General features: G+C 68.2%; 26 protein-coding genes, 1 tRNA gene and 2 pseudogenes. 15 read left to right on the forward strand and 14 right to left on the reverse strand.

Translation table 11 applies throughout. The annotated features are described in order from the left end of the window. Positions 1 to 4: 4 nt before the first annotated feature. From C7T91_RS38250 to C7T91_RS30755, 5 genes are all read left to right on the forward strand, one after another. A complete protein-coding gene (locus tag C7T91_RS38250; protein ID WP_269102759.1) occupies positions 5 to 133 on the forward strand; it encodes a hypothetical protein in 129 nt (42 codons plus the stop codon). Between the two features lie 79 nt (positions 134 to 212). After that, positions 213 to 581 (forward strand): response regulator transcription factor, encoded by a 369-nt coding sequence (locus C7T91_RS30740; RefSeq protein ID WP_108263602.1) that lies wholly within the window; start codon positions 213 to 215, stop codon positions 579 to 581. Beyond that, positions 578 to 868: a hypothetical protein gene (locus C7T91_RS30745; RefSeq protein ID WP_108263603.1), complete on the forward strand. Its 291-nt coding sequence runs from the start codon at positions 578 to 580 to the stop codon at positions 866 to 868. Before C7T91_RS30740 ends, C7T91_RS30745 begins: the two co-directional genes overlap by 4 nt. Then, entirely contained in the window at positions 858 to 3,539 is a 2,682-nt protein-coding gene (locus C7T91_RS30750; RefSeq protein WP_108263604.1) for an ATP-binding protein, read from the forward strand. The genes C7T91_RS30745 and C7T91_RS30750 overlap by 11 nt, the downstream gene beginning before the upstream one ends. 50 nt (positions 3,540 to 3,589) lie before the next feature. Then, positions 3,590 to 4,777, forward strand: a complete 1,188-nt coding sequence (locus C7T91_RS30755) for a FliM/FliN family flagellar motor switch protein (protein ID WP_145963090.1) — start codon at positions 3,590 to 3,592, stop codon at positions 4,775 to 4,777. Positions 4,778 to 4,816: 39 nt separating this feature from the next. Here C7T91_RS30755 and C7T91_RS30760 read toward each other — a convergent pair whose 3' ends face one another. From C7T91_RS30760 to C7T91_RS30770, 3 genes are read right to left on the reverse strand one after another with little or no spacing between them, the layout of a single operon-like run. After that, positions 4,817 to 5,245, reverse strand: a complete 429-nt coding sequence (locus C7T91_RS30760; RefSeq protein ID WP_108263606.1) for a TIGR01244 family sulfur transferase — start codon at positions 5,243 to 5,245, stop codon at positions 4,817 to 4,819. A 10-nt stretch (positions 5,246 to 5,255) separates the two neighbouring features. Continuing rightward, entirely contained in the window at positions 5,256 to 5,690 is a 435-nt protein-coding gene (locus tag C7T91_RS30765; protein WP_108263607.1) for a YeeE/YedE family protein, read from the reverse strand. Then, complete coding sequence (locus C7T91_RS30770; protein ID WP_108263608.1) at positions 5,690 to 6,118, reverse strand: YeeE/YedE family protein; 429 nt, start codon at positions 6,116 to 6,118, stop codon at positions 5,690 to 5,692. Before C7T91_RS30770 ends, C7T91_RS30765 begins: the two co-directional genes overlap by 1 nt. Before the next feature lie 221 nt (positions 6,119 to 6,339). Here C7T91_RS30770 and C7T91_RS30775 point away from each other — a divergent pair, with 221 nt between their 5' ends. From C7T91_RS30775 to C7T91_RS30785, 3 genes are all read left to right on the forward strand, one after another. Continuing rightward, positions 6,340 to 6,558 carry a hypothetical protein gene (locus tag C7T91_RS30775; RefSeq protein ID WP_108263609.1) on the forward strand — a complete coding sequence of 73 codons (219 nt, stop codon included), beginning with the start codon at positions 6,340 to 6,342 and terminating at the stop codon, positions 6,556 to 6,558. 68 nt (positions 6,559 to 6,626) lie between these two features. Then, complete coding sequence (gene hisF / locus C7T91_RS30780) at positions 6,627 to 7,388, forward strand: imidazole glycerol phosphate synthase subunit HisF (RefSeq protein WP_108263610.1); 762 nt, start codon at positions 6,627 to 6,629, stop codon at positions 7,386 to 7,388. Further along, the gene (locus C7T91_RS30785) at positions 7,385 to 7,696 is read left to right on the forward strand and encodes a phosphoribosyl-ATP diphosphatase (protein ID WP_108263611.1); all 312 of its coding nucleotides are present in this window, start codon (positions 7,385 to 7,387) and stop codon (positions 7,694 to 7,696) included. The genes hisF and C7T91_RS30785 overlap by 4 nt, the downstream gene beginning before the upstream one ends. Here C7T91_RS30785 and C7T91_RS30790 read toward each other — a convergent pair. From C7T91_RS30790 to rlmB, 3 genes are all read right to left on the reverse strand, one after another. Further along, complete coding sequence (locus C7T91_RS30790; RefSeq protein ID WP_108263612.1) at positions 7,693 to 8,124, reverse strand: CoA-binding protein; 432 nt, start codon at positions 8,122 to 8,124, stop codon at positions 7,693 to 7,695. The two genes, C7T91_RS30785 and C7T91_RS30790, sit on opposite strands and share 4 nt — an antisense overlap. Before the next feature lie 233 nt (positions 8,125 to 8,357). Further along, the gene (locus C7T91_RS30795) at positions 8,358 to 8,669 is read right to left on the reverse strand and encodes a hypothetical protein (protein WP_108263613.1); all 312 of its coding nucleotides are present in this window, start codon (positions 8,667 to 8,669) and stop codon (positions 8,358 to 8,360) included. Beyond that, a complete protein-coding gene (gene rlmB, locus C7T91_RS30800) occupies positions 8,666 to 9,445 on the reverse strand; it encodes a 23S rRNA (guanosine(2251)-2'-O)-methyltransferase RlmB (protein ID WP_108263614.1) in 780 nt (259 codons plus the stop codon). Before rlmB ends, C7T91_RS30795 begins: the two co-directional genes overlap by 4 nt. A 125-nt stretch (positions 9,446 to 9,570) precedes the next feature. On the opposite strand from rlmB, the gene C7T91_RS31995 reads away from it, so the two are divergent. The 4 genes from C7T91_RS31995 (at position 9,571) to C7T91_RS30815 (ending at position 13,163) form a co-directional block, all read left to right on the forward strand. Continuing rightward, a tRNA-Tyr gene (locus C7T91_RS31995) sits at positions 9,571 to 9,654 on the forward strand. 162 nt (positions 9,655 to 9,816) lie between these two features. Then, positions 9,817 to 11,073 carry a malonyl-CoA decarboxylase gene (locus C7T91_RS30805; protein WP_108263615.1) on the forward strand — a complete coding sequence of 419 codons (1,257 nt, stop codon included), beginning with the start codon at positions 9,817 to 9,819 and terminating at the stop codon, positions 11,071 to 11,073. Between the two features lie 46 nt (positions 11,074 to 11,119). Beyond that, positions 11,120 to 11,986 (forward strand): MipA/OmpV family protein, encoded by an 867-nt coding sequence (locus C7T91_RS30810; protein ID WP_108263616.1) that lies wholly within the window; start codon positions 11,120 to 11,122, stop codon positions 11,984 to 11,986. A 103-nt stretch (positions 11,987 to 12,089) separates the two neighbouring features. Continuing rightward, positions 12,090 to 13,163, forward strand: coding sequence for an NAD(P)H-dependent flavin oxidoreductase (locus tag C7T91_RS30815; RefSeq protein ID WP_330848916.1), 1,074 nt, complete (start codon positions 12,090 to 12,092; stop codon positions 13,161 to 13,163). Positions 13,164 to 13,770: 607 nt separating this feature from the next. On the opposite strand, the gene C7T91_RS30820 is transcribed toward C7T91_RS30815, so the two are convergent. From C7T91_RS30820 to C7T91_RS30850, 7 genes are all read right to left on the reverse strand, one after another. Further along, on the reverse strand, positions 13,771 to 14,115 hold the full coding sequence (locus C7T91_RS30820; protein WP_108263617.1) for a hypothetical protein: 345 nt from the start codon (positions 14,113 to 14,115) through the stop codon (positions 13,771 to 13,773). A 115-nt stretch (positions 14,116 to 14,230) separates the two neighbouring features. Then, positions 14,231 to 15,208, reverse strand: a complete 978-nt coding sequence (locus C7T91_RS30825; RefSeq protein ID WP_108263618.1) for a L,D-transpeptidase — start codon at positions 15,206 to 15,208, stop codon at positions 14,231 to 14,233. Positions 15,209 to 15,284: 76 nt separating this feature from the next. Then, positions 15,285 to 15,599 (reverse strand): hypothetical protein, encoded by a 315-nt coding sequence (locus C7T91_RS30830; protein WP_108263619.1) that lies wholly within the window; start codon positions 15,597 to 15,599, stop codon positions 15,285 to 15,287. A 76-nt stretch (positions 15,600 to 15,675) separates the two neighbouring features. Further along, a complete protein-coding gene (locus C7T91_RS30835) occupies positions 15,676 to 15,981 on the reverse strand; it encodes a hypothetical protein (RefSeq protein WP_108263620.1) in 306 nt (101 codons plus the stop codon). A 407-nt stretch (positions 15,982 to 16,388) separates the two neighbouring features. Then, positions 16,389 to 16,901, reverse strand: coding sequence for a hypothetical protein (locus C7T91_RS30840; protein WP_108263621.1), 513 nt, complete (start codon positions 16,899 to 16,901; stop codon positions 16,389 to 16,391). Between the two features lie 136 nt (positions 16,902 to 17,037). After that, positions 17,038 to 17,421, reverse strand: coding sequence for a helix-turn-helix domain-containing protein (locus C7T91_RS30845; RefSeq protein WP_108263622.1), 384 nt, complete (start codon positions 17,419 to 17,421; stop codon positions 17,038 to 17,040). Between the two features lie 188 nt (positions 17,422 to 17,609). Further along, positions 17,610 to 18,266 (reverse strand): GntR family transcriptional regulator, encoded by a 657-nt coding sequence (locus C7T91_RS30850; protein WP_108263623.1) that lies wholly within the window; start codon positions 18,264 to 18,266, stop codon positions 17,610 to 17,612. 121 nt (positions 18,267 to 18,387) lie between these two features. On the opposite strand from C7T91_RS30850, the gene dctP reads away from it, so the two are divergent. The 3 genes and pseudogenes from dctP to C7T91_RS30865 all read left to right on the forward strand — a co-directional run bounded on the left by dctP (position 18,388) and on the right by C7T91_RS30865 (position 21,296). Then, positions 18,388 to 19,377 (forward strand): TRAP transporter substrate-binding protein DctP, encoded by a 990-nt coding sequence (dctP, locus tag C7T91_RS30855; protein WP_108263624.1) that lies wholly within the window; start codon positions 18,388 to 18,390, stop codon positions 19,375 to 19,377. A gap of 55 nt (positions 19,378 to 19,432) precedes the next feature. Next, positions 19,433 to 19,980 (forward strand): annotated as a pseudogene (locus C7T91_RS30860) (TRAP transporter small permease). After that, positions 19,980 to 21,296 (forward strand): TRAP transporter large permease, encoded by a 1,317-nt coding sequence (locus tag C7T91_RS30865; protein ID WP_108263625.1) that lies wholly within the window; start codon positions 19,980 to 19,982, stop codon positions 21,294 to 21,296. Before C7T91_RS30860 ends, C7T91_RS30865 begins: the two are co-directional and overlap by 1 nt. Positions 21,297 to 21,650: 354 nt before the next feature. On the opposite strand, the pseudogene C7T91_RS30870 reads toward C7T91_RS30865, so the two are convergent. Next, positions 21,651 to 22,463 (reverse strand): annotated as a pseudogene (locus C7T91_RS30870) (L,D-transpeptidase scaffold domain-containing protein); the annotation flags it as partial. Positions 22,464 to 22,476: the final 13 nt, after the last annotated feature.

Below are 22,476 nucleotides of genomic sequence, written 5' to 3' on the forward strand. Positions count from 1 at the left end.
CTGGATGGTGCTGCTGCCGCAGCCCGAGGAGCCGCAGGCCGCGGGCCTGCCGGTGGGCAGCGCCTGCCGGGTCTGCGTGCTGGCCGATTGCCGGGCGCGGCAGGAACCTTCGGTCATGGTCGCCGGAGTTTGACACGGATCTTTGACAGGGGCCGGCAAAGGGGGGATAGGTTGGACACAAGAAAAACGGACCTGCCCGCGGAGGAGCGAGGATGGGACGACACGTATTGCTGATCGAAGACGAGCCGAACATTACCGAGGCGATGAGGTTCATCCTGGCCCGCGACGGCTGGACGGTCTCGAGCCATGCCGATGGCGCGACGGCGGTGAATGCCGTGTCGCGCGCCAAGCCGGACGTGGTGGTGCTCGATGTCATGCTGCCCGGGAGGAGCGGCTACGACATCCTGCGCGACCTGCGCGCCAATCCGGACACCAAGGCGCTGCCGGTGATGATGCTGACGGCGCGCGGACAGGTGCGCGACCGGGAGCGGGCGGAGAGCTTCGGGGTGAGCCATTTCATGACGAAGCCGTTTTCGAACCGCGAGGTTCTGGACACGCTCAACAGCCTCCTGGGGACATGAACGGGCCGCGTGTGCCCCTGTTCCTGGAACGCCAGTCCTACCGGCGGCGGCGGCTGGTGGACGCCTCGCGGGCGGTGCCGGTCTTCGGCATCATCCTGTTCTTCGTGCCGCTGCTGTGGCCGCAGCCCGAGCCCGGCGAGGCCACCGGGCTTGCGGAACGCGGCATCTACCTGTTCCTGGCCTGGGGGCTGCTCGTCGCGGTCACGGGCGTGATCTCGGTCCGGCTGCAGTCGCGGCTGCAGGAGGGCGCGCCGGAGGAGCGGGCGGAGGGCAAGGATGTCCTTTGACCTCCTGGTCTCGGTCTCGCTGGTCTATGTCGGGCTCCTGTTCGTCATCGCCTACTGGGCGGAGCGGCGGGCCCTGCGCGGCGGCGTGCGCTGGCTGCGCTCGCCCTTGGTCTACACGCTGTCGCTGTCGATCTACTGCACCGCCTGGACCTTCTACGGCGCGGTTGGCTATGCGAGCCGCTCGGGGCTCGAATTCCTGACGATCTATATCGGCCCGACGCTGGTCCTGATCGGCTGGTGGTGGTGCCTGAGGAAGCTGGTGCGGATCGGCCGGTCGCAGCGGATCACCTCGATCGCCGACCTGATCTCGTCGCGCTACGGCAAGTCGGCGCTCTTGGGCGGCATGGTCACGGTGATCGCGGTGGTCGGCACCACGCCCTATCTGGCGCTGCAGCTGCAATCGGTGACGCTGAGCTTCGGCGTCTTCGCCGAAGGCACGCCCGGCAGCTTCCCGGTGCCGGACCAGCGCGCCACTGCCATCTGGGTCGCGGGCGGCATGGCGGTCTTCGCCATCCTCTTCGGCACGCGCAACGTCGATGCGAACGAGCGCCATCACGGCGTGGTCACCGCCATCGCGCTGGAGGCCTTGGTCAAGCTCTTCGCGCTGCTTGCCGTGGGCAGCTTCATCGTCTGGGGCGTGGCGGGCGGCATCGGCGAAGTGGCGGCGCGGATCAACGCCTCGCCGCTGGCCGAAATCCCGCTCGACCGCAGCCGCTGGCTGGCGCTGATCTTCGTGTCGGGGGCGGCAATCCTGGTGCTGCCGCGGATGTTCCAGGTGCTGGTCGTCGAGAACGAGGACGAGCGCCACCTCGCCACCGCCTCCTGGGCCTTCCCGCTCTATCTGGCGGCGATGAGCGTCTTCGTCATCCCGATCGCGGCGGTCGGCATGTCCGAGCTGCCTTCCTGGGCGAATCCGGACCTCTTCGTGCTGACCCTGCCGCTGGCGCATGGCCATGACATGCTGGCGCTGCTGGCCTTCCTCGGCGGCTTCTCCTCGGCCACCTCGATGGTGATTGTCGCGGCGATCGCGCTGGCGACGATGATCTCGAACCATATCGTGCTGCCGCTCTGGCTGAGCCTGCGCGCCGAGGCGCCGGGCAACCTGCGGGCCGTGCTCCTGACCTCGCGGCGCCTCTCCATCGCCGGCGTGCTGGCTCTGGGCTATGTCTATTACGTCTGGTCGGGCGGCGGGCGCGAGCTGGCGGCGATCGGCTTCGTCAGCTTCACCGGCGTCGTCCAGGTCATGCCCGCCGCGGTCGGCGGCATCTTCTGGCGCGGCGCGACCCGGATCGGCGCCGCGGCCGGGGTCAGCCTCGGCGCGGCGGTCTGGGCCTATACGCTGTTCCTGCCGAGCTTCGGCGAGGGCGTGGTGTTTTCGGCAGCCACCTTCGCGGATGGCCCTTTCGGCATCGGCTGGCTCCGGCCGCATGCGCTTTTCGGGATCGAGGGGCTCGATCCCGTCGTGCATTCGGTGATCTGGTCGATGGCGGTCAACTGCGCGGGGTTCCTGCTCGGCTCGATCGCCAGCTTCCCGACCCCGGTGGAGCGGCTGCAGGGCGCGCAGTTCGTCAATGTCTTCGACTATTCGCGGGGGCCGCGCGGCTGGAGCCAGTCCAAGGCCGAGGCCGAGGACCTGCTGATCATGGCGCAGCGCATCCTCGGCCCGCGCGAGGCGCAGGATCTCTTCGCCGCCGAGGCGCGCATCCAGGGCAAGGCCGGGTTCCTGCCCGACACCACGCCCGATTTCCTCGACCGGCTGGAGCGGGAGCTGGCGGGCTCGGTGGGGGCGGCGACGGCCCATGCGATGATCGGCCAGATCGCCATCGGCACCACCGTTTCGGTCGAGGACCTGATGGCGGTGGCCGACGAGGCGGCGCAGATCATGGAGCATTCGATCCAGCTGCAGGCCAAGTCCGAGGAACTGTCGCGCACCGCGCGGCAGCTCCGGGAGGCGAACCAGAAACTGACCGAGCTGTCGGTGCAGAAGGATTCGTTTCTCGGCCAGATCAGCCACGAGCTGCGGACGCCGATGACTTCGATCCGCGCCTTTTCCGAGATCCTGATGGACAGCGAGGGCATGGAGGCGCAGGAGCGCCAGCGATTCGCCGCGATCATCCACGACGAGGCGCAGCGGCTGACCCGGCTTCTCGATGCGCTGCTCGACCTGAGCGTGCTGGAGCACGGCCAGGCCTCGCTCAACCGCGAGAGCGTGCGGCTGCGCGATGTCATCGCCCGGGCGCTGGCGGCGACCGGCTCGATCAATCCCGACCGCGGCCTCGCGGTGCGGCGCGACACGCTGGACGAGGACATCCTGATCTGCACCGATACCGACAGGCTGGCGCAGGTCTTCATCAACATCATCGCAAATGCCCGGAAATACTGCGATGCAGCGGAGCCGCAGCTGCGGATCGCGGTGCAGCGCCGCGGCGGCAAGGTCTCGGTCGACTTCATCGACAACGGCAGCGGCATTCCGGTGCAGAGCCAGAGCGTCATCTTCGAGAAATTCTGCCGCCTCTCCGATCAGTCGGCGGCAGGCAGCGCCGGACTCGGCCTCGCGATCTGCCGCGAGATCATGCAGAAGCTCGGCGGCGCGATCACCTACCTGCCCGGGCAGGGCGGCGCGGCCTTCCGGGTGACGCTGCCGGTGGAAAGCGCCGAAAAAGCCGCATGATTCGATTGGTCGGCTTTAACCTTTGGTAACTGCGTTCGGGGCAGGTTGCATTGGTCAGAACCCAGTCGCAGCAGATGTCGAACGAAACCCACGCCGATCTACTCCACCGCATGACCAGTTCCGGACGGCCGCCGCCTGAATTCGGCGAGGTCAGCCCGGCGCGGGCCCTGCGCCTTGCGCTTGCCAAGGCGGGCCAGGAGGTGCTGTCCCAGGTCGTGACCGGATCGGGGGTCGAGGAGATGAAGCTCTCCATCCCGCGCATCCCCGAACACCTGCCGGAGGGCGCGCTGGTGATCGAGCTCGAAGGACCGCGCGGATGCAAGGGCCTGCTGGCGCTCGACAAGGGGCTGGTCTTTGCCATCACGGAATCGCTGACCACCGGCCGCCTGTCGAGCGGAGAGCTGTCGCCGCGTCCGGTGAGCCGGACCGATGCGATGCTGTGCCGGAAATTCCTCGTCATGGTGCTGACGGTCTTCGCCGCCAAGCTGGTGGGGCATCCGGCAGAGGCCTGGGCGACGGGCTTTGTCCCGGACGAGCTGGTGACGGATCTGCGGCGCCTGCCGGTGACGATGGAGGACGTGCCCTACCGGATGCTGCGGATGGAGATCGATTTCGCCCTGGGGGCGCGCTTGGGCCAGATCTGCATCATCGTGCCCTGGGACGGTCCCGAGCCGCCGCCGCTCCCGCCGGAGGAACAGCCGTCTGCCGAGGCCTGTGCCGGGCAATGGCGCGCCAATCTGGAACGGTCGCTCCTGCGCGCAAGCGTCGACCTGACCGCCGTCCTGGGCAGGGCGCGGATCAGCGTGGAAAGCCTCCGCGCGCTCGAGCCCGGCAGCCTCGTCGAGCTTCCCGGTGTATCGATGGACGCGGCCGTTCTGGAGGCGCAGGACGGCTATGGGCTGTTCCGTGGCCGGTTGGGCGATTTCAACGGGTTCAGGGCCATGCGGATCGATGCCGTCCTGCAGGACGGCAGAGCGGAAGAGCCGGGGCGGCCGCAACCGGAGGAACCGCAAATGTCGGCGGCCGAAATGATTGACGCGATGAGCGAGGCGTCGCCCGGAGACCTGTCGCTGCCTTCCTTTGACGACGAGCCCGATCCGGAATTGCCGCCGCTCGATCTGGATGCTCTGGAGGAAGGCGGAGAGGTCCCCGATTTCGGCGGCGAGGGGTTCCCGGCCATGGATCTGGGGGATCTCAACATGGACGATCTCGACGATCTTCCGGAGAGCATCGACTGATCCCGGGAAGGGTCCGGGCGCCAGGGCGCCCGGAGGACGTCAGCCGCGTTCGGCGGCGGCTTCGAGATAGGGGCGCAGGCCGTTCAGGTCGTAGCCAGCCTTCTGCGCGGCTGCGAGGATCTCGGCCACCGGCATGTCCGGCGCCATGGACAGCGCCCAGGCAACCGAGGACCGGTTGCCGGATCGGCAATAGGCGAAGACCGGGCCGTCGGCGGCCTCGATGGCCCCGCGCTGCACGGGAACGGCGGTTTCGCCGAGCGTGCCGCCTTCGATCGGATTGTCGATGAAGGTCATTCCGGCTGCTTCCACCACCGGGCGAATAGACTGCGCCTGGTAGATCGGCGGGATTTCATGATCCGGGCGGTTGCAGATGACGGTCGTGAACCCGGCCGCTTTCAGGGCGGCCACGTCCTCGATGGTGATCTGCGGCGACACGGCGTAATCGGGCGTGAGATAAGCGATCTGCATGCTGCCGGGTTTATCCCTTCGCCGGAGTCGCGTCCAGCCTGCGCCGCGCCCATGGTGTCACAGCCATGCCGGCAATCATCGCGATGACGAAGACCCAGATGCCGGGATTGCCGTAGCCGATCGACGCCATGGCCGGGCCCGGGCAGAGCCCGGCGAGCCCCCAGCCTGCGCCGAAGAGGCAGGAGCCGAGAATCAGGTTGCGGTCGATCACTTGGGAGGGCTTCGCCGGGAAGCTGCCGCCGAGAAGCGGCTTGCGGCCTTCGGCATGGCGCCAGGCAAAGAACATCGGCACGATGGCCCCGCCCAGCACGAAGGCCAGGGTGGGGTCCCAGTCGCCGAGGAAATCCAGCCAGCCCTGCACCTTGGCCGGGTTGGTCATGCCCGAGATCATCAGGCCCAGCCCGAAGAGGCCGCCCGAGGCCGCCGAAAACACCAGACGCTTCATCACACCACTCCCAGGACATGCCGGAACACGAAGAGGCTGGCGGCGCCCGCCGCCAGATAGGCCGCCGTTGCCGCGATGCCGCGGACCGACAGCCGCGAGATGCCGCAGACGCCGTGGCCGGAGGTGCAGCCATTCGCTAGCCGCGTGCCGATCCCCACCAGCACGCCCGCTGCGGCCAGCGCCGCCATGTTTCCGGTCATTTCCGTCTCCGGCGCGCCGCCGCGCAGAAGCACGACGATCAGCGGCACCCCGACAAGCCCGCCGAGGAAGGCCAGCCGCTCGCCGAGGTTGCTGCGCCCCGATCCGTCGACGACGCCGCCCAGAAGGCCGCTCGCGCCCATGATCCGCCCGTTGGCCAGCAGGAACAGCGCAGCCGCTCCGCCGATCAACAGGCCGCCGATCAGCCCGTATGCCCAATCAAGATACATCACTCGTTCCCGTTTTCTGTGGTCCGGCATCATATAAGTGAATCGTAATGTATGTTCAATGCGGTTTGAGTTGATCCGGCGCAAGGCGGGAGTGTTTGGAAACCGCTAGGGATGTGCCAAGCTGTCGGCGGGGAACCGGATCGGAAGAAACCGGGGCTGCCGCGGGCCAGAGCAGCCGTGGCAGGATCCTGCTTCGGAGACAACACGATAGGGGGACCGCCATGACGATTGCACCGACCGATCTGCACCGCAGGCTCGACCAGCTGCGCGAATCTGCGCGCGGCGGGACGGCCGATCCGCGCCACCTTTTCGACGAGGTCCAGGAGCTGATCTCCGGGCTGGAGTCGCGCCTCGACCCGGTGCCCGCCGACCTGCGCGAAATGCAGGCGGATCTGGAGGCGGAGATCCTCGAGGATTTCTACGACAACCTGCCGGTGTGACACGCGGGCCCGGCGCGCTGCGGCGTTCCGGGCTTCCCTTCGGGCGGGCGGGGCGCTAGAGCGGGGCCATGCTTAAGACCCGTGTCATTCCCTGCCTGGACGTGAAGGACGGCCGCGTCGTCAAGGGCGTCAATTTCGTCGACCTGATCGATGCCGGCGATCCGGTGGAGGCCGCGCGCGCCTATGACGCCGCGGGCGCCGACGAGCTGTGCTTCCTCGATATCAATGCGACCCACGAGAATCGCGGGACGATGTACGATCTCGCGACCCGCACCGCGGAACAATGCTTCATGCCGCTGACCATCGGCGGCGGCGTGCGCACCCATGAAGATGTCCGTGCCCTGCTTCTGGCGGGCGCCGACAAGGTCAGCTTCAATTCGGCGGCCGTGGCCAATCCGGATGTCGTGGCCGAGGCGGCCATGCGCTTCGGCAGCCAGTGCATCGTGGTGGCGATCGACGCCAAGACTGTCGCGCCCGGCCGCTGGGAAATCTTCACCCATGGCGGGCGCCGCTCCACCGGCATCGATGCGGTCGAGTTCGCGAACACCGTGGTGGAGAAGGGCGCGGGCGAGATCCTGCTGACCTCGATGGACCGCGACGGCACGCGCTCGGGCTTCAACCTGGAACTCACCCGCGCGATTTCCGACGCGGTGCCGGTGCCGGTGATCGCCTCGGGCGGCGTCGGCACGCTCGACCATCTGGTCGAGGGCGTCACCAAGGGCGGGGCGAGCGCGGTTCTGGCCGCCTCGATCTTCCATTTCGGCGAATTCACCATCGGCGAGGCCAAGGCGCACATGGCCGGCGCCGGCATTCCCGTGAGGCTGTCATGAGCGTTCTCGAAGACCTGGCCGCCACCGTGGCCGCGCGCAAGGGCGCGGATCCGGACAGTTCCTGGACGGCGAAGCTCTTTGCCAAGGGCCCGGAGAAATGCGCCGAGAAATTCGGCGAGGAAGCCGTGGAGGCGATCATCGCCGCCGCGAAGAACGACCGGGAAAATCTGGTCTACGAGGCGGCGGATGTTCTCTACCACCTTCTGGTGATGCTCGAGGCGCGGGACGTGACGCTGGCGGAGGTGCTGGACGAGCTCGCGCGCCGCCAAGGCATGTCCGGGATCGCCGAAAAGGCGTCGCGGGGCTAGACCATCAGCCCCAAGCGCGGGATTTCGAGCTTGGGGCAGCGGTCCTGCACCACATCGATGCCGCGTGCGGTCGCCATCTGGGCGGTCGCCTCGTCGCGCAGGCCGAGCTGCAGCCAGATCGTCCTGAGATGGGGAAGCGCGAACAGCGCTTCGTCCACCACGTCCGGCACATGTTCGATCCGGCGGAACACGTCCACCATGTCCACCGGGATGTCCGGCGGAATGTCCGAGAGCGCCGCATAGATCGGCTGTCCTAGGAAATCCTGTCCGGCCAGCGCGGGGTTCACCGGCACGACGCGCTTTCCCTGGCTGACGAGGAATTGCGACACGTAATGGCTGGGGCGGTCCGGATTTGCGGAGAAGCCGACGCAGGCGATGACTTCGGTGCGGCGGAGGATCTCGGCAATCTGGTCATCATCTTCGATCATGGCGCAGGCTTATGCGCTAACGGAGCCGGAGGCGAGGGGGCTCGGACGGGTTGCGGCAATCAGTCTTGGCCAGAAAAAAGCCCGGGGACGAGCCCCGGGCGATGAGTGCGGAACGAGGGACAGTGAAGCTGCGGCAGAGTTCCGATCCGCCGTTGCTGCTACAGAGATAGGGGCTCGGGCGCCGGTGCACAGGGGTGATCGCCGGAATGTGAACGCGCCCGGATGGCGCGGCCTCAGTCGAAGATGTCGAAAAGCGTGCCGGCCGCCTTGCGGATCAGTTTCTTCTGCAGCTTGCGGGCCTTCCTGCGCCGTTTCCTGGCGGCCTTTTCCGATGCCTTGTCGGGGCCGGGGGCTGGCAGGCGGTGGGGCGGGGGCTTGGGGCGTTTCGGCGCCGCCCCGCCTGCATCGCGGCGCAACGCCTTGAGGTCGGCCAGCGGAGCGCCGCAGCCGCTGCAGGCAAGTTCGTGCCGCAGCCCGCCGGACAGGACCAGCGATTGGCTGCGGCCGCAATAGCAGCAGGTGGCGATCCGCGCCGCTGCGCTCACCCGCGGGCGGCCATCGCGTAGAGCCCGACAGCAGCCGCGTTCGACACGTTGAGCGAGCCGAATTCGCCCGCGAAGGGCACCCTTGCCATGATCTGGCAGGTCTCCTTGGTGCGGTCGCGCAGGCCGGGGCCCTCGGCGCCCAGCACCAGAACCACCGGATCGCCCGCGCATTCCGCGGCGGCTTCGGCCAGGGTGTGCGAGGCCTCGCCGTCGAGCCCGACGACGCGGTAGCCCATTCCGATCAGTTGCTCCAGCGTGTCCGACAGGTTCTTAACCCGCAGATAGGGCTGGCGTTCGAGCGCGCCGCAGGCGGTCTTGGCCAGCGCGCCGGTCTCGGGGGCGGAATGGCGCGACGGCGCGATCACCGCGCGGGCACCGAACACTTCGGCCGAGCGCAGGATGGCGCCGACGTTATGCGGGTCGGTCACCCGGTCGAGCGCGACCAGCAGCGGCGCCTGGCCGCCGGGGCGGCAGACATCCTCGAGCGCGCCCCAGTCCAGCGGCTTCACTTCGACGGCCGCGCCCTGGTGGACGGAGCCGGGATCGAGCGGCACCGGGAATTTCCGCGCATCGGCGATCTCGGGTTCGATTCCGGCACCGGGAAGCGCGTCTGCCAGCCGGTCGGCGGCATTCTTGGTCAGCACGAGGCGCAGTTTCTCGCGCATCGGGTTGGCCAGCGCGTCGCGCACCGCGTGGATGCCGAACATCCAGAATGTCTCGGCGGCTGCGGCGCGGCGCGACCGCTCTTTTTCGATTACCCATTGGGGTTTTTTCATCGCGGAACTCCCGGCTCGGCGGCTTTCGGGTCTAGTGCTGGAGAGGGGAAGCAAGGGCAAGCAATTTTCCTGAAAATTCCTGCTTGACCCCCCCGGCCGCTATATGTAGATCACGCCCCACGTCAGGGCGACGAGCTGCAAGGTGCGGCAGCGGACTGTAACTCCGCCGGGGAGACCCACGCCTGGTTCGATTCCAGGGTCGCCCACCACTTCCCCTCCGGGAGGTGGCGGGATCGGGAGCCAAGAGGCTCCGACGTCCAAGACACGATAAACCAGCCTTCATGGGAATCAACAGGTTTTCCTGATACCTTCGCTGCAATTGCGGCGGATCCGAGCCTGCGCCGCGCGTGTCCCGTGACGGAGTGCTGCCCATGTCCCTGCTTGCCGACCTGACCTCCACGCTGTTCGACCGCCGCTATCTCAGGGTCCGCAGGGAAAAGCGCAACGGCCGCTCGATCGAGGACCTGTGCAACGACCTGCTGACCTCGCGCGGCGAGGTGTCCGGCGTCGCGCTGGCCTCCACCGTGCTCGATGCCTATGCCGCGCTCGACCGCGCGGGGCGGCTGGCCTTCTTCCGCTATCTCTCGGCCGAACTCGACCTTGATTCGACCGCGCTGGCCGAAGCAGTGGCCGCCTATGCCGGCAGCCGCGATCCCGGCGCCTACCGCCGCTTGATGGGGCTGGCGGAACCGCGGCGGCAGGAGCTGGCGCGGCGGATGAACCAGGTGCCCGGCGCGACCCGGCAGCTGGTGCAGATGCGCTGCGACCTGATCGACGAACTGCGCGGGGCGCCGGAGCTGGCGCGGCTCGACATGGATTTCCGCCATCTCTTCAAGTCCTGGTTCAACCGCGGCTTCCTGGTGCTGCGGCCGATCAACTGGGAAAGCCCGGCGCATATCCTCGAGAAGATCATCGCCTACGAAGCCGTCCATGCGATTCACAGCTGGCAGGACCTGCGCCGCCGGCTGCAGCCCGCCGACCGGCGCTGCTTTGCCTTCTTCCATCCCGCGATGCCGGACGAGCCGCTGATCTTCGTCGAGGTGGCGCTGACCAAGGGCATTCCCGGCTCGATCCAGGGCGTGCTCAGCGAGGAGCGCGGCCAGATCGAGGCGGGCGAAGCCGACACTGCGGTGTTCTACTCGATTTCCAACTGCCAGAAGGGATTGGCGGGGATCAGCTTCGGCAATTCGCTGATCAAGCAGGTGGCCGAGGATCTGGGCCGCGAGCTGCCGGGGCTGAAGACCTTCGTCACGCTCTCGCCGATCCCGACGCTGATGAAATGGATCCGCGCGCAGGGCCGGGAGGCCGAAGCTGCCACCCCCGAGGGGCTGCGGCGGCTGGCGGCGCTCTACCTTGCCGAGGCCAAGCGCCCGGACGGCCAGCCGATGGACCCGGTGGCGCGGTTCCACCTGGGCAACGGCGCGATCCTGCACGAGGTCCATTCCGGGGCGGATATTTCGGCCAACGGGATGGAACAGTCGGGCGGGGCGATGGTGAATTACCTCTACGATCTGGCGAAGGTCGCGCGGAACCACCAGGCCTTTGCCGAGGGCGGAAAGGTTGCCGCCTCGGGGCAGATTTCCGGGCTGGCCAAGCAGGCGCAGGCGCAATCGCCGAAAGCGGCCTGAGCGCTGCCGCCTTGACTTTGCGTCATCCTTGAGGTTTCCCGGGGGCATGAAACTTGCCATCTTCGCTTTCGCCGCGGTGCTGGGGCTCGGCTCCGGCGCCGCCTCCGCCCAGGTTTCCGACCCGAGGGAGCCGACCCTGCCGCTCTGGGAGCTGGGGCTCGGCGGGGTGGGGCGGGTCTCGACCGACTATCCCGGCGCCGACAGCTACAACCTGCGCTTCAATCCGGTCCCCTACATCAAGTACCGCGGCCGCTTCGTCGAGCTTGGCGGCGACGAGGCGCTGCGCCTGATCCCGATCCGCACCGAACGCTTCGAGCTGGGCTTCAGCCTCGACAGCTCGGCGCGGGTGGCGAACCGGGTCACCGCGCTCGGCAATGTCGTGCCGGATGTCGATGCGCTGGCCGAGTTCGGCCCGGAATTCATCTTCCGCGCGGTGGAGCCCGGCGGGCTGGCGGGCGGCCGCCTGCCGGGGCAGCTGGAGCTGCTGCTGCAGACCCGCGGCGTGTTCTCGGTCAGCGGCTGGACCGATATCGGCTACGAGGGCGCGCTGATCCGTCCGGCGATCCGCTACCGGCAGTTCGCCGTGCTGCGCCCCGGCAGCCGCATCCAGTTGGGCCTCGGCCCGCTCTTCGTCACCGAGGGCGTGCAGGACGAATATTACGAGCTGGCCGCTGAGGGCGCAGAGCCGGGCTATGACGCTACGGGCGGCTATCTGGGGACCGAGCTGCGCGCCGCGATCCGCTATCCGCTGACAGGCCGGCTGACCGTGTTCGGCGGCATGACCGCGACCTGGCTCGGCGGAGCCGCCAATCATGACAGCCCGCTGATGAAATCCGACTGGGACGGCGCGGCCTATCTGGGCGTGACGTATTCCCTATTCCAAAGCACCCGGCGCACCGCCCGCGACCGCTGAGGGTCAGCCCGCCAGCCGCCGGGCGATCTCTTCGGCAAGCTGCTGCAGCGCGATGCCATGGGCGCGCGCCACGTCGGCGGTGTCCGCGTCGGCCGGCACGGGCATGCGGCGGCCGGTTGCCTCCGGCCGGGCCGTCCGCCGGCCTGATCCTCCGCTGCCGCATCGAAAGGACCATGCGCATGACCGGGACCGAAGATCTGCTTGGACTGCTCGGCATCGGCTTGCCGCTTCTGCAGGCGCCGATGGCCGGGGTCTCCACGCCGCGGATGGCTGCTGCNTCCTCGAGACGCAGCGGCTGACCTCGGCGCCCTTCAATGTCAATTTCTTCTGCCACGCCGCCCCGCAGCGCGATGCGCGGACCGAGGCCGCCTGGATCGCGCGCAGCGCGCCGCTCTTTGCCCGGTTCGGGGCCGCGCCGCCGGCGGGCCTGCAGGAAATCTATGCCAGCTTCCGCGACACGGATGCCTTCCTCGACCTCCTGCTCGACGTGCGGCCCCGCGTCGCGAGCTTCCATTTCGGGCTGCCGCGGCCCGGTCAGATCGCCGCCATGCGCGAGGCCGGCATCGTTCTGCTGGCAAGCGCGACCTCGCTCGAAGAAGCCCGCGCGATCGAGCGGGCCGGTTTCCACGCGATCATCGCGCAGGGCTGGGAAGCCGGCGGGCATCGCGGCATCTTCGACCCGCGCAGCCGCGACGCGAAACTGCCGCTGTTCGATCTTCTGGAGGCTCTCGCCGGAAATGTCGGCCTGCCGGTGATCGCCGCTGGCGGCCTGATGGATGGGCAGGACATCGCCCGGGCGATGGCCCATGGCGCGGCGGCGGCGCAGATGGGCACGGCCTTCCTCCCCTGTCCGGAGAGCGCGGCGGACGCGGCCTACCGGGACAGGCTGGCGCAGGGCGGGGAGACCGTCATGACGCCTGCGATCTCGGGGCGGCCGGCCCGCTGCCTGGGCAATGCCTTCACGGAATGGGTCCGTGGTTGCGATCCGGCGGACGTGCCGGATTATCCGTGCTGCTATGATCTGGGAAAGGAGCTGAACGCCGCTGCGAAATCCGCGGGAGAGACTGGTTTCGGCGCCCAATGGGCGGGCGCAGGGGCGGGACGCGCCCGGGCGCGCCCCGCGGCCGAACTGGTCGGGATGCTGGCCACGGAGCTCCGCAGCGCTCAGCATTCCTAGACCCCATGATCGCGGAGTGAGGTGACTGGGCCGAATGGCCGACTTTCCGTTGGGCCTGCCGAGCAGAACCGCGGCGTCCGGGCCGCGCAGCTGACAAAGGGACTGGGGTTCGCGGCAAGGGGCAGACGGGGGCAGTCGGACTGTCGGGCGGGCCAGGACCTCAATTCGGACACCGAGGTGCAAAGGGAAGGGTCACGGGCACCCTTGGCGGCAGCGGATGCAGAGCAGGGGCAGGGCGCGCGCAGACCTCAGGTATCGTGACCTGGCTGCCTGTGCCCATCCCCGGCGAAAATGGGTCCATCCGGCGCGGGCGGCGTGATGGGGGCGCTGCTGTGACAGGTCCGACCTCATGTTTCCCTGCCATCCGAACGTCAGATCGACATCCGGCTGACCGTGGACGGCGTGCGACGGCGGCACGCCGGAGAGCGGCGGTCGAAAAGCGCGTTCTGCCGTCCCTGCCGGCAAACCTTCGCAGGCCAAATCGGCCAGTTAAACGGACCAGGCGCTATCCCGCAGCATCCGGAGGGCGCGCCGCCGGCGCCCTCCGGTCAAGGCTCTGTCTGTCTGCAATTGCGCCGCCCGCCGAAATGCGGGCGGACCCGTATCCTCAGTTGCAGGCCGGATACCGGTACCTGTCGGCTTCGCTCACATCGACCGGGCAGTGGGTCGGCGCGGACTGGTACCAGCCCACGACATGCGATCCCGCGGCGTTGAAGGAACACTGGAACGTCTGGCCGGAGGTGGTCCCGCCGTTCACCGCATGGGTGCCGTCGGTGCGCTGGCCTTGATAGGTCACGGTCGCGATGTCGCTGGTGGACAGGCCGAGATGATGGGCCGCGTAGGTGTTGCACAGGCTCATCATCTGCGCCTCGTCGGCGGCGGCCGCAGGCTGGGCTGCCTGGAGCGCCAGGAGGACAAGCGCGCTGCGGGCTGCAAGCTTTGGCATGGTCATCCGGGAAAATCCTTTCGTGTCATGGCCGCGCGGCCGGAAGCCCGGGCGGCCGAAGGGGAAGGCAGGGCGGAGACGTGTCGTTGGCGGTCGGCCGGCCGTCATCGTGGCGGACGGGTCAGGAATTCATGATGACGAAATCCCGCCCCGAGCGGCTGTCGGGATGCAGCGGCAGGTCGGTGACGACCATCATCGTGCCCGGATGGCTGTGGCGCCGCGCCAGGTCGCGGAACTCCGGATCGCAGCCGATCCGCGCCAGCGGCGCCCTCCAGTCCTCGGGGGCCGACGCGCCGTAGCCCAGAGCCGTCCAGTGCAGCGGGGCCGCAGCCGTTCCCGCCCCCTGCAGGACATAGACATGGCTGCCCAGCGGCGCGCCGTCCCAGACCAGCCGGCCGCTGCCGATCTCCCGGTCGTTCTCGATCAGCACGATGCGCCCGTCCAGCGAGGACACCACCATCGACACGACCGGACGCGATCCGTCCTGCGGCCAGTCCGCGGGGTGCTTCTGCGCTTCGAGCGCATCGACCGCGGCCTCCAGCTCCGCCTCCGGCATCCCCGAGAGCAGGAGCCCCGGATGCACGACGCTTGCCGGGGCGTGATGGCTGTCGGCGATGATCACGGGCGTGCCGAGATGGGTGATGCCGAAGAGCTTGGCGGAGAACTCCATCGGCAGCCGCACGCAGCCATGCGAGGCCGGGTAGCCCGGCAGCTTGCCGGCATGCAGCGCGATGCCGTCCCAGGTCAGCCGGTTCATGTTCGGCATGGAGGCGTTGTTGTAGGTCGAGGAATGGTGGTCCTTGTCCTTCTGCAGCACGACGAAGACGCCGGTCGGGGTCTCGTGCCCGGGCTTGCCGGTGGAACAGGTCGAGACCGCGATGCGGATGCCGTTGCGGTAGACATGGACGCGCTGTTCGTCGAGCGAGGCGATCACCGCCACCGGCCCCTCGGGCGAGCGCTCGGGATGCCAGGTGAATTCGCCGGGCTCGAGATCGGCGATCTCCTTCAGGACCTGCTCGCCCGCGGCCCCGGCGGCGAAGATCAAGGTGCTGCCTGCGGAGGCCAGGAACAGTCGGCGCGTTGGCCGGAATGACGTCATTTGATTGCCTGCTTGAAATTGCCTGTCTCGGAGCGCGCCCGGATCTGCGTCCGGACGCGCGGGCCGGAATGCCGGTTCAGGAGCCCGCGGCTTCGGCCAGCTTGCGCATGACCTCGTCGCATTGCGCCGCGCTGCCGACCAGTTCGCCGGTTTCGACCGGAGCCGCGCCGCCGGCCATGTTGGCGACGGCCCGCGAAAGCACCTGGTCGACCTGTGCCGCATCCAGAAGGCCTTCGTCCTGCGCCGCGATGACGGTGGAGCAGACCCCGGCGCTCAGCCCGGTCGCGATGCCGACCCCGGCGGCGGTGCCGATGACCATGGGTCCGACCACGGCCGCCCCGGCGAGAAGGCCGACGATCAGGCCTCCGATTGCGAAAAGGAGTTTTCCCATCTGTCCGATCTTCCAGTCAGGGTTGCGCCCGGCCGGGCTTGCGGCCGGGCGGATGGCTTGCGGCGGTGCGCGCCGCTCAGCAGTCCTCTGCAGGCAGCATCGTCACGTCGGAATACCGCCCGTCCGCGGTGGTGATGCGGGCGCAGGCGCCGGTCGAGCGGTTGAACCACCAGGTCGTCAGGCCCTGGCTGCGGATCGGCTCGTAGCCGAGATTCTGGATGCCCATCTCGGCCTGGCCCGCGCGGGCCCCCTCGAAGGACGACAGGTCGCTGGACGAGCCGACGGCCGGGGTCCCGGCGCTGCTGCCGGTTTCCTCGACGCATCCTGCAAGCGTGGCCGCCGCCAGCACAAGCGCTGCGGAGATGAATTTCGTGCCAGACATTTCGTTTCCTTCCGATCACTTGAACGCGCCGCAATCCAAAGGGCGGCCTTTCCGGTTGCAGTGCCGCAAGCTCCGGGAACCGGCATGGCCGTGGTTGGCGAATTCCCTACGAGGTCGTCTTGCAACTGGAGAGAGCAACAAGAATTCAAGCCATGTCCGTCCCGCAGCGCGACACTGCAGGACTTCGGTATTGGCGGCGGCGCAACCGGTCTATCCGATTTGCGAAACCCTGCCGATCGGGTGCCGTTTTCCGGTCCGGATCCGGCCCGCCGGAGCAGCCGCAGCCCGGATGGCAGCCTGCGGGTGGACCCCAACGCAAAAACCCCGGCCGAAGCCGGGGTTTCCTCCGCATCTGCGTGCGATGGGACTGCAGATGCCAAGGGAAAGCGGTTGCAGCGCTGTCTGTCTCAGGCCTGCTTGCGGCGCGAAACGCCGAAAGCCGCGAGCAGGGCGGAGCCGAGGAACCAGGCCGCAGCCGGCAGCGGCACGGCGGCGTCCGGCGCCGCCGCGACGACGGCATAGGTACTGGAGGACGTGCTGTTGACCATGTACTGATCGCAATCCTCGTCGGCGTCGAACCATCTGGAGATGCAGCCGCCGACTTCCGTGCGGGTGCCGGTCCAGTCGTCGATAAACGTCGTCATGTAGGCGAAGATCGGACCGTTGCCGCCCGGAAGCGGAGTGTAAAAGGTGCCGAGGCTCTGCCCGACCACATCGGCGAACTGCTCGGCGAGGCCCTCGTTGCCCCACCAGATCTGGCTGGTCAGCAGGGTGCTGTTGTCCTCGAACGTGCCTTCGAGCGTGGTCACGTCATAGTCGGAGCCGCCGACATTCACGACAACCGCTCCGGCTTCGCCGCTCATGGCCGCGAGGCCGAGGCCGGCGGCCAGGACGCCGGGCAGGATGTGACGTTTGATCATTATCGCGACCTTTCCTGGGTCAATTCGCAAAACTTTACAATCGCGGGAAAATTTCCCGCGCATTCAACATACCGTGTTCGAAATGTGGGTCTATCCGATTTGCGAAACTGCGGACGCCGTGCCGCAGCCCGGCCTGCTAGCCCCGGCTGCGCTTCAGGGTCGCCGAGGGCAGTTCGCCGAACCGCGCGCGGTACTGCGCCGGAAAACGGCCGAGATGGCCGAAGCCGCAGTCCATGGCGATCTCCGCCACCGTCGCGGGCGGGCCCGGCAAGGCCAGCCGCTGCCGCGCCGCGAGCAGCCTGATCTCGGTCAGTGCCTGGTTCGGGGACAGGCCCCAGACATCGCGGAAGGCCAGTTCCAGCGACCGGATGCCGGTGCCGCAGGCCGCGGCAATCTCCGCGACCGTGGAGATGTCGCGGAAATGCGTCTCGATGTAATCCATGGCGCGGCGGGCGTGGCGCAGGGCCGTGCGCGGCGTGCTGCGCGGCGCGACATCGGCCATGGCAAGCAGGCCGAGCATCCGCTCGGTCAGCAGCTGCGTCCAGGCTCGGCCGGGCGCCGCAGGCGATCTTCACCCCGCATCTGGGCGCGACCACCGAAGAGGCGCTGATCCGGGTCGCGGTCGCTTCGGCCGAGACCGTGATCACGGTGCTCCGCGGCGGCATTCCCGAGACCGCGCTGAACGCCGATGCCGTGGCGGCGCAGGCCTCACTCGGCGGCTGATTTCAGCCGCGCCATCAGGAAGCGGAACTTTTCTCCCTGCACGGCCACATGGGCGCGCAGGGCATCCGCCGCCGCCGCCCCGTCGCCCGCGCGCAGCGCCGCGACGATCTCCTCGTGCTCCGACATGGATTGCGGCAGCCGACCGCGCAGCCGCAGCTGCATCCGCCGGAACGGCTTCAGCCGCCGGTGCAGGCTGCCGGTCTCCTGGGCGAGGAAGGCGTTGCCGGATTCGCGGTAGATGATGTGGTGGAAGCGTTCGTTTTCAAGGTAGTAGGCATCGGCATCCTGCGCCGTCACCGCCTTGCGGCATTCGGCATTGGCGGCATCGAGCTCGGCCAGCGCCTCGTCGGTGATCCGCGCCGCGGCGAGCCGTCCGCAGACGGCCTCCATCTCGGCCATGACCTCGAACATCTCCATCAGCTCGACCGGGCCGGGCTGGCGCACGAAGACGCCGCGGCGCGGAAGCTGCTCGACCAGCCCGGACAGCGCCAGCTTCTGCAGCGCCTCGCGCAGCGGCGTGCGCGACACGCCGAAGCTTTCCGCCAGCCGCACCTCGTCGAGCCGCTCGCCGTCGGGATAGGTGCCGTCGCAGATCCGTTCCTCGAGGGTCTCGGCGATGATGTCGGCGCGGCGTCTTTCCATGATCCCTCTCCGAAGAAACAAGCGGACATTTTTTGTATACAAGGAGGTTGACGTGAAAAACAAGACTCGGTTAGCTTGATCTGCGAGCGGAGGCACATCCGCCGTTCCAAGGGAGGAAACCATGAATTTCAAGCTGACCACGGCCCTGGCCGGGGTGGCTGTTCTTGCGGGCGTTGCCGCCGCAGGGGCCACCGAACTTCGCCTGTCGCATCAATGGTCCGACAAGGATGTCCGCCATCAGGTCGCCAAGATCGTCGCCGACGAGGTGGCTGCGGCAGATGTCGATCTGGAGATCAAGATCTTCCCCAGCCAGTCGCTGTTCAAGGCGCGCGAGCAGTACAAGCCGCTGAGCCGCGGCCAGCTCGACATGACGGTCCTGCCGCTGAGCTATGCCGGCGGCCAGCAGCCTGCCTACAACCTGACGCTGATGCCGGGGCTGGTGAAGAACCACGACCATGCCGCGCGCCTGACCTCCAGTCCCTTCATGGACGAGCTGGAGAAGATCATGGCCGAGGATGACGTGATGCCGCTGGTCCATGGCTATCTGGCGGGCGGCTTCGCGGGCAAGGAGGGCTGCATCACCGGGCCGGACGACGTGCAGGGGCTTCAGACCCGTGCGGCCGGCAAGGCCTTCGAGCAGATGCTGGCGGGGGCAGGGGCCTCGATCGCTTCCATGGCCTCCTCGGAGATCTACAACGCCATGCAGACCGGCGTTCTCGACGCGGCCAACACCTCGTCCTCGTCCTTCGTCAGCTACCGCATCTACGAGCAGGTCGCCTGCTACACGCCGCCGGGCGAATATGCGCTGTGGTTCATGTACCAGCCGCTGCTGGTCAACAAGACCACCTTCGACAAGCTCGACGAGGCCCAGCAGAAGGCGCTGCTCGACGCCTCGGCCAAGGCGCAGGCCTTCTATCTCGAAGAGGCCAAGAAGGAAGATGCCGAGTCCCGCACGGTGTTCCAGGAGAACGGCGTCGAGATCAAGGACATGACCGCCGAGGAGTTCGACGCCTGGCGCGCCATCGCGCAGGAGACCTCCTACAAGGCCTTCGTCGAGGACATGGACGATGACGGCCAGACCCTTCTCGACATGGCGCTTGCCGTCGAGTGATCTCCGCGGGGCGGCACGGGCCGCCCCGGACCTTTCCCAGTAACGGAGCTTGAAAATGGCGACCCATAGCTTCGCCGTGACTGCGCGCACGGGCGATAACGGCTTCTTGCGCTTCGTCGCCGCGCTTTCGACCGTCGCGGGCTGGTGCTCGGCGGCGATGATCGTGGCCGCGGTGGTCATCACCTGCCAGATGATCTTCATCCGCTTCGTGCTGAACGGCTCGACCGTCTGGCAGACCGAGGCGGTGGTCTATCTGGTCATCGCCGCCACGCTGGTCGGCCTGCCCTATGTCCAGCGGCTCAGGGGCCATGTGAACGTGGACCTGATCCCGCTGGCGCTGCACGGGCGGGCGCGGCGCTGGCTGTGCTACCTGACGCTCGGCCTGTCGATCGTGATCGTCGCCGTGATGTTCTGGCACGGCTCGAGTTCTGGCATTTCGCCTGGGACCGCGGCTGGCGCTCGGAAACGGTCTGGGGCGTGAAGCTCTGGATCCCCTATCTCGCCATTCCGGTGGGCTTCGGCCTGCTCCTCCTGCAGCTCGTCGCCGACATGGTGGCGCTCGCGACCGGCATCGACCGGCCCTTCAACCTGGAGAGCGACTGATGGATCCGCTTCTTCTTGCCGCCATCGTGGCCGCAGCCACGATCCTGGTGCTGTTTTCCGGCGTGTCGGTGGCGCTTGGCCTCCTGATCGTCTCGGGCGGCTTCCTGATCATCTTCGACGGGCCGCGCTCGCTGGAGCTCCTGCCCGAGATCTTCTTCGGCAAGCTCGACAATTTCGCGCTTCTGTCGATCCCGATGTTCATCATCATGGGCGCGGCCATCGCCTCGACACGGGCCGGGGCCGACCTGTACGAAGCGCTGGAGCGCTGGCTCACGCGCGTGCCGGGCGGTCTGGTGATCTCGAACTTGGGCGCCTGCGCGCTTTTCGCGGCCATGTCGGGCTCGTCCCCGGCAACCTGTGCGGCGATCGGCAAGATGGGCATCCCCGAGATGCGCAAGCGCGGCTATCCCGACGGCGTCGCCGCGGGCTCGATCGCCGCGGGCGGCACGCTGGGCATCCTGATCCCGCCCTCGGTCACCATGATCGTCTACGGCATCGCCACCGAGACCTCGATCGGCCGGCTCTTCCTCGCCGGTCTGCTGCCGGGGCTGATGCTGGTCGGGCTCTTCATGGCCTGGTCGATCTGGTCGACCTGGAAGACCGGCGATTCCGTGGCGCTGTCGGCGGGCAGCTATTCCTGGCGCGAGCGGCTCGAGATCCTGCCCCGCGTCGTGCCCTTCCTGATCATCATCGTCGGCGTGCTCTACGCCATGTATGGCGGCATCGCGACGCCGTCGGAAACGGCCGCGGTCGGCGCGATCCTCTGCCTCGTCATCGCCATGGTGATCTATTCGCTCTGGTCGCCGCGGGCGATCTGGACCGTGCTGCGCGACAGCACCAAGGAATCGGTGATGATCCTCTTCATCATCGGCGCCGCCGGCGTCTTCTCCTACATGCTGTCGTCGCTCTACATCACCCAGTCGATCGCCGAATGGATCAGTCAGCTCGACGTCAACCGCTGGGTGCTGATGGGGACGATCAACGTCTTCCTCCTGGTCGCGGGCTTCTTCCTGCCGCCGGTCGCCGTGATCCTGATGGCGGCGCCGATCCTGATGCCGATCATCGAGACGGCGGGCTTCGACGCGGTCTGGTTCGCGGTGGTGCTGACCATCAACATGGAGATCGGCCTGATCTCGCCGCCGGTCGGGCTGAACCTCTACGTGATCAACGGCATCGCGCCCGACATCAAGCTGAAGACCATCCTCTACGGGTCGCTGCCCTATGTCGGCTGCATGGTGGCGGGGATCGTGCTGCTCTGCCTCTTCCCGGGCATCGCCACCTGGCTGCCGGATCTGGTGATGGGAGTCGAGCCATGACCATCCTTGCCGATCTCCTGTCCACGGTCTTCGAGCGGCGCGGGCGCGGTCCCGCCGCCAAGCCCGACGGGCGCGACATGCCGGCATTGGCGGAGGCGCTGATGGGCGCCTCGGCCGAGACCGAAGGCCTCGCCCTCGCCCGCCAGATGCTCGACCGCTACGAGTTCCTCGACGAGGCCGGGCGGGGGGCGTTCTTCCGCCATCTCGCGGAACAGATGGATATCGATCCCGCGGCGGTGCGCGAGACGCTGGCCGCCTATGAGGGCGCGCGCTCGGGCGAGGCCTACCCGCGGCCGCCTGGAACAAGAGGAAGGCCTCGCGCGCGGCGGCAAACAGCGTCTGGCCGACCTGCGAGGCCGTGGCCGCGCGCGGCAGCGATCCCCAGCCGTCGCAGATGTCGTGGTCGTCCCATTGCATCAGCGACGGGATGCAGGCGGCCAGCGCGGCGAAATCCGGCGCCGCATAGATCGCGGCATAGCGGGCGAGGAAGCGCTCGCGCAGATGGCCGCGCAGCGCGTCCGTCTCGGCCGGGGAGAGCGCCTCGGGATACTGCTCGGGCCAGTCGTTGCAGGCGGGATGGCCCTCGGTGACCTCGTCGGCATAGACTTGGTCGCCGCCATGGATCAGCGCGGCGAAGGGCGCCTCGGCATGGGCGGCGCGCAGCCGCGCCCACATCGCATTGCGCTCGGAGCCCTCGCGCTCCATGTCGCCGGTCTCCTCGCCGTTGCAGGAGACATAGGCCAGCCGCAGATCGCCCTCGGCGAAGCCCGCGACGGCGAAGTCCCGCCCCTGCCAGCGGTAGCTGCCCCCGGTCCGCGGCAGCACGAAGCGGGCGCGCCAGATGTCCTGATGGCGGTAGCGTTGCACCTTCGGTCCCCAGCCGCTGCCGCCAACCAGCTTTTCCAGCCGCGCCTTCTCGGCCAAGAGCGCCGCATATTCCGCGGTCTGCGGCGGCAGCGCGTCGATGAAGGCCGAAGGCGAGCTTTTGGCGAAGGCCGCCAGCGTCAGCGCGGGATCGCGGCGCGGCGCGTCCCGCTCGATGCCGCCCGCAACCCGGCGCGGCGTCAGGATGCCCGACTGCACGTCATGCACATAGGCGAGGAAAGCCCTGGAATAGGCGATCTCCAGCTCCGCCCGGTCTGCCTCGCTGCGCGCGGCGGCCGCCATGGCCTTCAGACCG

This window comes from Mangrovicoccus ximenensis (assembly GCF_003056725.1).
GTDB lineage: Bacteria > Pseudomonadota > Alphaproteobacteria > Rhodobacterales > Rhodobacteraceae > Mangrovicoccus > Mangrovicoccus ximenensis.

Coding starts and splice junctions, on each gene's coding strand:
- C7T91_RS38250 (WP_269102759.1), top strand. CDS start 5: ATGGTGCTGCTGCCGCAGCCCGAGGAGCCGCAGGCCGCGGGCCTGCCG.
- C7T91_RS30740 (WP_108263602.1), top strand. CDS start 213: ATGGGACGACACGTATTGCTGATCGAAGACGAGCCGAACATTACCGAG.
- C7T91_RS30745 (WP_108263603.1), top strand. CDS start 578: ATGAACGGGCCGCGTGTGCCCCTGTTCCTGGAACGCCAGTCCTACCGG.
- C7T91_RS30750 (WP_108263604.1), top strand. CDS start 858: ATGTCCTTTGACCTCCTGGTCTCGGTCTCGCTGGTCTATGTCGGGCTC.
- C7T91_RS30760 (WP_108263606.1), bottom strand. CDS start 5,245: ATGCAGATCGCTTATCTCACGCCCGATTACGCCGTGTCGCCGCAGATC.
- C7T91_RS30765 (WP_108263607.1), bottom strand. CDS start 5,690: ATGAAGCGTCTGGTGTTTTCGGCGGCCTCGGGCGGCCTCTTCGGGCTG.
- C7T91_RS30770 (WP_108263608.1), bottom strand. CDS start 6,118: ATGTATCTTGATTGGGCATACGGGCTGATCGGCGGCCTGTTGATCGGC.
- C7T91_RS30775 (WP_108263609.1), top strand. CDS start 6,340: ATGACGATTGCACCGACCGATCTGCACCGCAGGCTCGACCAGCTGCGC.
- hisF (WP_108263610.1), top strand. CDS start 6,627: ATGCTTAAGACCCGTGTCATTCCCTGCCTGGACGTGAAGGACGGCCGC.
- C7T91_RS30785 (WP_108263611.1), top strand. CDS start 7,385: ATGAGCGTTCTCGAAGACCTGGCCGCCACCGTGGCCGCGCGCAAGGGC.
- C7T91_RS30790 (WP_108263612.1), bottom strand. CDS start 8,124: ATGATCGAAGATGATGACCAGATTGCCGAGATCCTCCGCCGCACCGAA.
- rlmB (WP_108263614.1), bottom strand. CDS start 9,445: ATGAAAAAACCCCAATGGGTAATCGAAAAAGAGCGGTCGCGCCGCGCC.
- C7T91_RS30805 (WP_108263615.1), top strand. CDS start 9,817: ATGTCCCTGCTTGCCGACCTGACCTCCACGCTGTTCGACCGCCGCTAT.
- C7T91_RS30810 (WP_108263616.1), top strand. CDS start 11,120: ATGAAACTTGCCATCTTCGCTTTCGCCGCGGTGCTGGGGCTCGGCTCC.
- C7T91_RS30820 (WP_108263617.1), bottom strand. CDS start 14,115: ATGACCATGCCAAAGCTTGCAGCCCGCAGCGCGCTTGTCCTCCTGGCG.
- C7T91_RS30825 (WP_108263618.1), bottom strand. CDS start 15,208: ATGACGTCATTCCGGCCAACGCGCCGACTGTTCCTGGCCTCCGCAGGC.
- C7T91_RS30830 (WP_108263619.1), bottom strand. CDS start 15,599: ATGGGAAAACTCCTTTTCGCAATCGGAGGCCTGATCGTCGGCCTTCTC.
- C7T91_RS30835 (WP_108263620.1), bottom strand. CDS start 15,981: ATGTCTGGCACGAAATTCATCTCCGCAGCGCTTGTGCTGGCGGCGGCC.
- C7T91_RS30840 (WP_108263621.1), bottom strand. CDS start 16,901: ATGATCAAACGTCACATCCTGCCCGGCGTCCTGGCCGCCGGCCTCGGC.
- C7T91_RS30845 (WP_108263622.1), bottom strand. CDS start 17,421: ATGCTCGGCCTGCTTGCCATGGCCGATGTCGCGCCGCGCAGCACGCCG.
- C7T91_RS30850 (WP_108263623.1), bottom strand. CDS start 18,266: ATGGAAAGACGCCGCGCCGACATCATCGCCGAGACCCTCGAGGAACGG.
- dctP (WP_108263624.1), top strand. CDS start 18,388: ATGAATTTCAAGCTGACCACGGCCCTGGCCGGGGTGGCTGTTCTTGCG.
- C7T91_RS30865 (WP_108263625.1), top strand. CDS start 19,980: ATGGATCCGCTTCTTCTTGCCGCCATCGTGGCCGCAGCCACGATCCTG.